Here is a 9,741-nt window from a genome sequence, read left to right on the forward strand (position 1 = left end):
GCCGGAGCCGCCGGGACGCTCGCCGAAGTTGCCGGGTGAGCGGCCGGGCTGCCGGTCGCTCCACTGCCGGCCCCACGGCCGGCCGCCGTGGCCGCCGTCCTGGGAGCCGTCACCGTCCGACGGGTGCCGCCGCGGCCGCCACGGCTGGTCCGGGGCGCCCTCGGGCGGCGGCGCGAAGGGATTGTCATCCTGCCGGCCGTCGCCCTGCCGACCGTCGCCCTGCCCGGCCCCGCCGGAGCCGCCGGCCCCGCCGGCCCCGCCGGTCCCACCAGAGCTGCCGGAGCCACCGGTCCCGCCAGAGCTGCCGGAGCCACCGGTCCCACCGGAGCCACCGGCCCCGCCGAGTCCCCCACCTCCGCCGTTCCCCCGGTCGCCGGGCGCGTCGGGCGGTGAGGACGGGCGCTCCCGCAGCAGCACCGCGGCGCTGCGCTCCCCTCCCTGCGCCGACTGCTGAGGGAGCGTGAGCAGTCGCAGGCTGCGGTCCGGCATCAAGTGAGCGTCTTCCCCTTGGCTGTGGAGATCGGTACGACTGGTGAACGCGCGGTGCGCGGACAGCGTTCCCGCGCGCCTTCCTCCAGACGCTACCTTCCGGCCACGCCCCCGTCCCGAGGGGGCCGTCCGGAGTGCCGGTATCGTTGCTGCCGGTCGGCTGCTTCGTAGGCTTCCCCGTATCCGGGGGCGTGAAGCATTCGTACGACCGCACAAACGCGGGCGTGTGAACCGGCCGTACCCACCCGCTCCCCCGAGAAAGGGCCGCACCGTGGCCGCCAAGCCCGTGGACCGGCGCGTCGCGCGACTGGTCGTGCTGGTCTCCGGATCCGGCACCAACCTCCAGGCGCTCCTCGACGGCATCGCCGCCGCCGGCACCGAGGCGTACGGGGCCGAGATCGTCGCCGTCGGCGCCGACCGGACCGGCATCGAAGGGCTCGCGCGGGCCGAGCGCGCGGGGCTGCCGACCTTCGTGACGCGGGTCAGGGACCACGCGAGCCGGGAGGAGTGGGACACGGCGCTCGCCGAGGCGGTAACCGCGTACGAGCCGGACCTCGTGGTGTCGGCCGGGTTCATGAGAATCGTGGGCAAGGAGTTCCTGGCCCGCTTCGGGGGGCGGTTCGTCAACACCCACCCCGCCCTCCTGCCGAGTTTCCCGGGGGCGCACGGCGTGCGGGACGCGCTCGCGTACGGCGCCAAGGTCACCGGCTGCACCGTCCACTTCGTCGACGACGGCGTCGACACCGGGCCGATCATCGCGCAGGGCGTGGTGGAGGTCCGCGATGAGGACGACGAGAGCGCTCTGCACGAGCGCATCAAGGAAGTCGAGCGAAGACTGCTCGTCGAGGTCGTGGGGCGGCTCGCCCGCAACGGCTATTCGATCGAGGGACGAAAGGTAGTTATCCAGTGACCGCCGAGACCGGGACCGGGACCGTGACCGCCGAGACAGTGACCGCCGCGAGCGACAAGCGGGCCATCCGACGGGCGCTCGTCAGCGTCTACGACAAGACGGGCCTCGAAGACCTCGCCCGCGGCCTGCACGAGGCGGGCGTGGAGCTCGTCTCCACCGGGTCCACCGCCGCCCGCATCTCCGCCGCCGGCGTCCCGGTCACCAAGGTCGAGGACCTCACCGGCTTCCCCGAGTGCCTGGACGGCCGGGTCAAGACCCTGCACCCGAAGGTGCACGCGGGCATCCTCGCCGACCTCCGCCTGGAGAGCCACCGGCAGCAGCTCGACGAGCTGGGCGTGGCCCCGTTCGACCTGGTCGTGGTCAACCTCTACCCGTTCCGCGAGACCGTCGCCTCGGGTGCCACCCCCGACGAGTGCGTCGAGCAGATCGACATCGGCGGCCCCTCGATGGTCCGCGCCGCCGCCAAGAACCACCCCTCGGTCGCCGTGGTCACCAGCCCCCAGCGGTACGCCGACGTCCTGGCCGCCGCCAAGGACGGCGGCTTCGACCTCGCCGCCCGCAAGCGGCTGGCCGCCGAGGCGTTCCGGCACACCGCCGAGTACGACATCGCGGTCTCCTCCTGGTTCGCCTCCTCCTACGCCCCGGCGGACGACTCGGCCTTCCCCGAGTTCCTCGCCACCAGCCTGGAGCGCTCGCACACCCTGCGCTACGGCGAGAACCCGCACCAGCCCGCCGCCCTCTACACCTCGGGCACGGGTGGTCTCGCCGAGGCGGAGCAGCTGCACGGCAAGGAGATGTCGTACAACAACTACACGGACACGGACGCCGCCCGCCGTGCCGCGTACGACCACGACGAGCCCTGCGTCGCGATCATCAAGCACGCCAACCCGTGCGGCATCGCGGTCGGCGCGGACGTCGCCGAGGCGCACCGCAAGGCGCACGCCTGCGACCCGCTCTCCGCGTTCGGCGGCGTCATCGCCGTCAACCGCCCGGTCTCCAAGGAGATGGCCGAGCAGGTCGCGGAGATCTTCACCGAGGTCATCGTCGCGCCGGACTACGAGGACGGCGCCCTCGAAGCCCTCACCAAGAAGAAGAACATCCGCGTGCTGCGCTGTGCCGGGAACCCGGCGCACCCCGTCGAGGTCAAGCCGATCGACGGCGGCGCGCTTCTCCAGGTGACCGACCGCCTCCAGGCCGAGGGCGACGACCCGGCCGCCTGGACCCTCGCCACCGGCGACGCGCTCTCCGAGACGGAGCTGGCCGAGCTGGCCTTCGCCTGGAAGGCGTGCCGGGCCGTGAAGTCCAACGCGATCCTGCTCGCCAAGGACGGCGCCTCGGTCGGCGTCGGCATGGGCCAGGTCAACCGCGTCGACTCCGCGAAGCTCGCGGTCGAGCGGGCGGGCGCCGAGCGCGCGCAGGGGGCGTACGCGGCCTCCGACGCGTTCTTCCCGTTCCCCGACGGCCTGGAGATCCTCACCGCGGCCGGCGTGAAGGCGGTCGTCCAGCCGGGCGGGTCCGTCCGCGACGAACTGGTGGTCGAGGCGGCGAAGAAGGCGGGCGTGACGATGTACTTCACCGGCACGCGGCACTTCTTCCACTAGGACCGCCCCGGGCTGCGCGGCGGCCGTCCGGCACTCTCAGCCGGCGGCCGTCGCGCAGCCCGCGTACAGCAGCAGGACCGCGGCGCACAGTACGGCGGACAGGACGTCGCGGTAGCACCGCATCCGCCCGCCCCCCGCCCGTACCCGCTCGCGTCCGCCCGCATCTTCCCGCCGGCCGGGGGCCCTGAGAAGTCCCAGGGTCACGTCCGGCCCGCGGGCGTGTATTCCTTGAGGTAGTGGGCGACGCGGTCGGCGTAGTCGCGGTACTTCGGGGGAACTCCGGCCGCGTCGTTCACCGTCCGGTACGACGTGCGGTAGGCGGCGGCGATCAGGACCCGGCGGTCGTCCGGCAGATCGTCGTCGAGGCGGGGCGCGATCCAGCACAGGTAACGGCCCATCGCCGGGACGGACTCGGCCGGCGGGAACGGCGGTTCGGGCACCGTCTCGCCGGGGGTGCCGTCCTCGTTCATCCACCAGCGCAGCACGCTCGGCGTCCAGCGGGCGATGCCGTACTCGTCCAGGTCCGGATCGGAGAGGTCGGGGTCGAAGTCGCTCTCCACCTTCAGCATGGCGGCGATCAGCGGCGGCGAGACGTCCGCGTCCGCGCAGTCGTGCGCCGTCTCCACGATCAGCAGCCGGTACGCGGGCGGCACGTCCCGGTCGGTGCGGAGTTCGGCGGCGCCGTACGACGCGGCGGCGACGGCCGGGGTCCCGGCGGCGCCCGTACCGCCACCGCCGCGCCGGTCCGGAACGGACCCCGGCGGATTCGTGGCCCCGTAGGCGAGCGCCGCGACGGCCACGGTGGCGGCCACGGCGCCGAGGACCCGCCCGCGCCGCCGCCCGCCACCGCCCCGGAACGCGGCGGACGGGCGCGGCGGCCACCGCCGCACGCGCCCCGGCGCGGCACCGTCCGTGGCCTCCACGACCCGGCGCAGCAGCGCCTCCGTGCCGACGCGCTCCGCGTGCGTACGGGTCAGACAGGCGCCGACGATCTCCCGCCACGCGTCGGGCAGTACGGGCGACAGGCGCAGCTCGTCCGCGCCGCGCGCGTAGGCCACGGCCGCGTCGCGGCGGGCCGTCGGCGTGGAACCGGGCAGCGGGAAGGACCCCGTGAGGACCAGATGGGCGAGGACCCCGAAGGCCCAGACGTCGGCGGACGGGCGGGTCTGGCGGCCCCGTTCGCCGACCTCCGACCAGAGCAGCTCGGGCGGGGTGTAGTCGGGCGTGGAGAAGGCGGGGGAGTAGGCGTGGGTGCCCTCCAGCTCCGCGGCCATGTTGAAGTCGGCGAGGCGGACCGAACCGTCCGCCATCAGCAGCACGTTGCCCGGCTTCAGATCGCCGTGCACCCACCCGGCGCGGTGCAACTGGGCCAGTCCCTCGCAGACCTGGGAGAGCAGCACCGCACCGGCGGCGGGCCGGGGCGAGGCGGCCAGCAGGGCGTGCAGCGAACCCTGCGCCAGTTCCAGTACGAGGACGGTGGCGCCGTCCAGGCGGGGCACGTCCGGATCGTCCACGGTGAGCGTCTCGTACAGGCGGATCAGCCGGGGACGCCGCAGCCGGCGCAGCAACTGCACCTCGCGCTCGACCAGTTCCCGCAGGTGGGTGAGTTGGCGCGGGGTTCCCGTGCCCGTCGGCAGGAACTTCAGGGCGACGGTGGCGGGCATCCCCTCGCCTCCCGCTTCACCGGTGCGCCGGGCGGCGTACACGCTGCCGAAGGCGCCGGTCGCGAGCGGCTCGCGCACCTCCCAGCCGCCCACCCGGTACCCGCGGGGCACCGCCACGGCGTACGGCTCGCTCCTCACCGCAGCGCCTGCCGGGGCCGCTCGGCCAGCACCACCAGGTCGTCCTCGCGGACCAGGTCGAAGCGGAGCGCCAGCGAGACCAGCGACTCCTTCTTGCCGTTGAGCCGCGGACCCGGGTCGGCGGTCTCAGGGCCGGGCTTCAGGCGCAGTTTGACCGCGAGGTAGTCGATGTTCCACTGCACCGACGTACGGGACGCCGCCGGCCAGGCGGGGCGCAGCCGCTCCACGACCTGGTCGACCGTGGGCAGCGCGGCGTGCGGTGTGCCCCGCAGCCGCGGCTCGCACAGGGCGGCCAGCACCGCGAAGTAGCGCTTGGTGCGGTCCACGGAGAAGGCGGGCGCGGTCGGTTCGCCGTCGGCGCCGTCCTCGGGACGCAGGTAGTCGTGGCGCGGCGCCCACACCTCCACGGGGAGCAGGTCGCCCCCGGCGGGCAGCACGATCCGGGAGAACTCGAACGGCACGGGCGCGTCCAGCCGGCCCGGCGCCACCTTGATGTGCTCGCCCGCGCCCTCCGGGTTCTCCACCACGTACGTCTGCCGCGCGGAGAGGTTGCTGAGCGTCCAGAACGAGCCCTGGGCGGTGATCTCACCGGCTCTCCGGGAGACCCCGTCGTGCGGGATGAGCAGGCCCCCCTCGGACACCGACCGCCCGAAGGCGAGCCGTTCGCCGGGGGCGAGCCGGACCTGTGCGCGGCCGCCCGTGCCGGTGGTGGTGCCGACGGTGGTGCCGGACGTGCCGGCGGGTCCCTGTCCGTCCTCCGTGGTCGGCGGAGGTACCACGATGATGCTGTACAAGGTGCGTCTCCCCGTGCCCGACGGCTGCACCGGCCAGCCTAGGGGGACGCGTCAGGGCCGTGTCCCCCTCGAAAGGGTGAGACACGGCCCTGTGACGTGATTGGCCAGAAGTGGTCAGTACCGCGTGCTGCGTGCCGCGTGCTGCGGACCGCGTTCAGTACTGCGGGCGGTTGAACCAGTAGCCGCCGTTCTTGTTGGCGCAGAAGACGATGATCAGGATGCCGAGCACCACGCTGATCAGCGCGAGGACGTTGGCGGCGAGCAGGCTCAGCAGGCTGAACAGCAGGACCACGGAGGCGTAGATGATCGCGGAGACGCGTACGCCGCCGCGGCCGGTGGCGAACTTGGTCGCGGTGAGTATCGCCCACACCGCGAAGAGCAGGACCAGCACGCCGAGACCGATCATGATGCCGGTGCCGAGGCTGGCGGCGGTGTCCGCGTCCTCGGCGGAGAGCGTCGGGTCGTCGTTGACGGCGTCCTCCAGCGCGTCCGAGAACCAGGCGCTGGCCACCATCATCAGGATGCCGCCGAGGATCTGGAAGCCGCCGAGCACGTACAGCATGACGCGCGCGGCCCTGACCGTGCCGGGCATGATCACGGGCGGGCCGGCGTAACCGCCGCCGTAGCCGCCCTGGACGGGCGGTGCCGCCGGGTAGCCGTAGCCGCCCTGGCCGGCCGGCTGCTGCTGCGGGTACTGCGGGTAGCCGTACCCGGGCTGCTGCTGGCCGCCGGGCTGGCCGCCGGGCTGGCCGCCCTGCGGGGCTCCGTAGGGGTTGTTCGGGTCGCCGTAACTCATGGCGGGCCTTCCTCCGTCGTCGCTGTCAAGTGCGGGGACGCGCGCGGCATGGTGCGGAGGAAGGTGTTCGGATGCGGTTCGTCCCCCCGGTACTGCCCCGCGGCACTGTGCCCGTCAATCGTTCGCGACCGGAGTCTCGCTTGTCCAGCCTTGCCCGGCCGCATTCGCCATGTGTTGTGCAAGTGCAACATCGCTGATCATGACCGGATACGGAGGGACCCGTACCGAGCTGCCCGGATGGTGGCCGGATTGGAACAGGAGGCCGGTCATCCGCGAGGATGGGGGTATGACCGCCCAGATTCTCGATGGCAAGGCCACCGCAGCCGCGATCAAGTCCGAACTGACCGCCCGCGTGGCGGCCCTGAAGGAGAAGGGCGTCACGCCCGGCCTCGGCACGATCCTCGTCGGGGACGACCCCGGCAGCCAGAAGTACGTCGCCGGCAAGCACCGGGACTGCGCCCAGGTCGGGATCGCCTCCATCCAGCGCGAGCTGCCGGCCACGGCGACGCAGGAGGAGATCGAGGCCGTCGTCCGCGAGCTGAACGACGACCCGGCCTGCACCGGCTACATCGTCCAGCTGCCGCTGCCCAGGGGCATCGACGAGAACCGCGTCCTTGAGCTGATGGACCCGGAGAAGGACGCGGACGGCCTGCACCCGATGAACCTCGGGCGCCTGGTGCTCAACGAGCCCGCCCCGCTGCCCTGCACCCCCAACGGCATCCTCACGCTGCTGCGCCACCACGGCGTCGAGATCAAGGGCGCGGAGGTCGTGGTCGTCGGCCGCGGCGTCACCATCGGCCGGCCGATGCCGCTGCTGCTGACCCGCCGCAGCGAGAACGCCACGGTGACCCAGTGCCACACCGGTACGCGCGACCTGTCCGCGCACCTCAAGCGCGCGGACATCATCGTCGCCGCGGCCGGGTCGCCGCACCTGGTCCGGGGCGAGGACGTGAAGCCCGGCGCGGCCGTTCTCGACGTCGGTGTCTCCCGCAACGCGGAGGGCAAGATCGTGGGTGACGTCCACCCGGACGTCGCGGAGGTCGCGGCGTGGATCTCCCCGAACCCCGGCGGCGTCGGCCCCATGACCCGGGCCCAGCTGCTCGTCAACGTGGTCGAGGCGGCGGAGCGCAGTGCCGGCTGAGAAGAGGACGGCGGCGGACGTGACCCCGGACGAGTCCGCGATGGGGGCTGCCGGGGCTGCCGGGGCTCCCGGGGCTGCCGGGGCGGCTCAGGAGCGGGACGACGAGCGGGCCGGTGCGCGGACCGATGAGCAGGTCCAGGGGCCGACCGGTGCGCGGACCGATGAGCAGGCCCAGGGGCCGGACGGTGCGCGGGCCGAGGGGCCGGACGGTGCGCGGGCCGGAGGGCCGGTCGAGGTGGACGGGGAGCTGACCGTCCGGGACCACGTCAGTGTTCCCGACGCCAAGGGGCGGCCGCGGCGCGGCACCCGTCGCTTCCCCCTCTTCACCAAGGACACCGCGCGCCCGGAGGGCGGCGGCCGCGCCGCGCCCGGGGACGCCCCGGCGCCCGCCCGGCAGTGGCCCGTGCTCACCGTGGCCGGCCTGGTCGGGCTCGGCCTGCTGCTGACCGCGCTGGACGTCTTCCGGTACGGCACGCTGCTCATCGGCCTCGCGCTGATGGGCGGCGCCGTACTGCGCTGGTTCCTCCCCGACGTCGGCATGCTCGCCGTACGCTCCCGCTTCACGGACATCGCCACCTACGGCGTACTCGGCCTCGCCATCGTCCTGCTGGCGCTGATGGCCCAGCCGTCGCCGCTGCTGGAGATCCCGTTCCTGAAGGACACCCTGCACTTCACGGTCGGAAACGAATAACGCGCGACCCCGTACCCGCGCCGGAACGGCGGCCCGTCCTCTCCCCCGAATCCCCCCGATTCCACAGAGGACGGGCCGCCGTCCGCGTTCCACCCTCCTGCACGCCGGACGGCCGCTTCAACGGCTGTCCGCGCCCTGTGGCACGGAGGTGACCGTTCGCCTACGAAATCTGTGACCCCAGGGGAATGTGCGCAACGCGTGACGAGCCGTGTGCAATCCGTGTGATGATGTGACGACAAGTTCGCGGAAGTGTGGTCAAGTCGTCCGAGACCAGGTTCACTTGGTCAATCGGGATGGTCCGGGGCGTCCCGGTGGCGGTACGGCCTCCGCGGTTGGGACCACGGAGACGCCGGTGGGAGACTGGACCGCGAGTCGGTGGGCGTGCGACGGTGCATGTCCGCCGCTGCTGTGCTCCTGTGCGCCCCCACCCCGGGAAACTGAGATCCTCGCCGGGCGCATCCCTGTGGGTATCCAGAACGGGGACTCGGCGGAGCGCATGCGCACGGGGGAACGACCAGCACGTCATCCGGGGGGAAGAGGGGAAAGCAATGCCTCGTTGGAAGGCCTTGCCGGACGAACTCGATCCGCAGATCAAAGAGTTCGCCAGCCAGCTGCGCAGACTTGTCGACCGCAACGATCTGAGCATCGCGTCGGTCGCCGACGCCACGGGCTACAGCAAGACGTCCTGGGAGAGGTACCTCAACGGCAGGCTGCTCGCGCCCAAGGGGGCCATCGTCGCCCTCGCCGAGGTGACCCGGACCAACCCGGTCCACCTCACCACCATGTGGGAGCTGGCCGAACGGGCGTGGAGCCGCTCGGAGATGCGGCACGACATGACGATGGAGGCGATCCGGATCTCCCAGGCGCGCGCCGCGCTGGGGGAGACGGGTGCCGGCGAGGCGGAGGTCAGGAGCGGCCGGGGGAGCAAGAGTTCGGGCGGTGCGAAGAGCGCCGGGAGCGTCCGGGCCGCCGGTGGCGGTGCCGAGGGGGCGAAGGGCGGCCGGGTCGGGGGCAGTGTGCTCACACCCGGTGTCGCCGGTCCGGCCGGAGTCTCGCCCACCGTGCCGCCGGTGCCCGCGCAGCCGACGGCCGCGGAGAGCGCGGACGCGTCGGCGCCGGCCGCTTCCGCGTCCGCGTCCGCGTCTGCGTCCGCGTCCGTGCCGACCGGTGTCGACACCGGCAGCGGCACCGGCAGCGGCCCCGACATCGACAGTGACGCCGACTCCGCCCAGGCGGTCAACTCCTGGGGGCTGGCCGGTTACCGGGGCCCCTCGCCGACGGGCCACCGCGGCAGGACCACACCACCGGGCGGCACGGCACTTCCCGGTACGTCGCATCCCGGTACGTCGTACCCGGGTACGACGCATCCCGGTACGTCGTATCCGGGCGCGTCGCATCCCGGCACCGCGCGCCTCGGGGCCGCGCCCGGGACCGGCCACCCCGGCACCGGCCACCCCGGCGTTCCCCCGCGTGACGCCACCGTCGTGCTGGGCGCTCCCGTCGCGGGCGGCCCGGCG

The 9,741-nt window shown here is 73.4% G+C and carries 8 protein-coding genes and 1 pseudogene; 5 read left to right on the top strand and 4 right to left on the bottom strand.

The genetic code is table 11. The features are described 5' to 3' along the window. A pseudogene (locus tag UW392_RS35545) lies at positions 1-489 on the bottom strand (hypothetical protein); the annotation flags it as partial. A 271-nt stretch (positions 490-760) separates the two neighbouring features. Between UW392_RS35545 and purN the strand changes: the two are divergent. Then, positions 761-1,399: a phosphoribosylglycinamide formyltransferase gene (gene purN, locus UW392_RS35550; protein ID WP_320779332.1), complete on the top strand. Its 639-nt coding sequence runs from the start codon at positions 761-763 to the stop codon at positions 1,397-1,399. Between the two features lie 38 nt (positions 1,400-1,437). After that, positions 1,438-3,000, top strand: coding sequence for a bifunctional phosphoribosylaminoimidazolecarboxamide formyltransferase/IMP cyclohydrolase (gene purH / locus UW392_RS35555; RefSeq protein ID WP_320779339.1), 1,563 nt, complete (start codon positions 1,438-1,440; stop codon positions 2,998-3,000). Between the two features lie 200 nt (positions 3,001-3,200). Here the strand turns inward: purH and UW392_RS35560 are convergent, their stop codons facing one another. From UW392_RS35560 to UW392_RS35570, 3 genes are all read right to left on the bottom strand, one after another. Further along, on the bottom strand, positions 3,201-4,781 hold the full coding sequence (locus UW392_RS35560; RefSeq protein WP_320779333.1) for a protein kinase domain-containing protein: 1,581 nt from the start codon (positions 4,779-4,781) through the stop codon (positions 3,201-3,203). Positions 4,782-4,798: 17 nt separating this feature from the next. Then, a complete protein-coding gene (locus UW392_RS35565; protein WP_320779334.1) occupies positions 4,799-5,596 on the bottom strand; it encodes an FHA domain-containing protein in 798 nt (265 codons plus the stop codon). 154 nt (positions 5,597-5,750) lie between these two features. Then, entirely contained in the window at positions 5,751-6,392 is a 642-nt protein-coding gene (locus tag UW392_RS35570; RefSeq protein ID WP_320779335.1) for a hypothetical protein, read from the bottom strand. A gap of 286 nt (positions 6,393-6,678) precedes the next feature. Between UW392_RS35570 and UW392_RS35575 the strand changes: the two genes are divergently transcribed. From UW392_RS35575 to UW392_RS35585, 3 genes are all read left to right on the top strand, one after another. Further along, positions 6,679-7,533, top strand: coding sequence for a bifunctional methylenetetrahydrofolate dehydrogenase/methenyltetrahydrofolate cyclohydrolase (locus tag UW392_RS35575; protein WP_320779336.1), 855 nt, complete (start codon positions 6,679-6,681; stop codon positions 7,531-7,533). Positions 7,534-7,573: 40 nt separating this feature from the next. Continuing rightward, positions 7,574-8,224, top strand: coding sequence for a DUF3017 domain-containing protein (locus tag UW392_RS35580; protein WP_414496773.1), 651 nt, complete (start codon positions 7,574-7,576; stop codon positions 8,222-8,224). Positions 8,225-8,772: 548 nt separating this feature from the next. After that, positions 8,773-9,741, top strand: a 969-nt coding sequence (locus UW392_RS35585; protein WP_320779338.1) for a helix-turn-helix transcriptional regulator, incomplete at its 3' end; no start/stop codon positions are given.

The organism is Streptomyces sp. CRN 30, from assembly GCF_034105845.1.

What these genes read in the sequence shown, in the direction of transcription:
- UW392_RS35570 (WP_320779335.1), bottom strand. Translation starts at nt 6,392, where the DNA reads ATGAGTTACGGCGACCCGAACAACCCCTACGGAGCCCCGCAGGGCGGC.
- UW392_RS35575 (WP_320779336.1), top strand. Translation starts at nt 6,679, where the DNA reads ATGACCGCCCAGATTCTCGATGGCAAGGCCACCGCAGCCGCGATCAAG.
- UW392_RS35580 (WP_414496773.1), top strand. Translation starts at nt 7,574, where the DNA reads ATGGGGGCTGCCGGGGCTGCCGGGGCTCCCGGGGCTGCCGGGGCGGCT.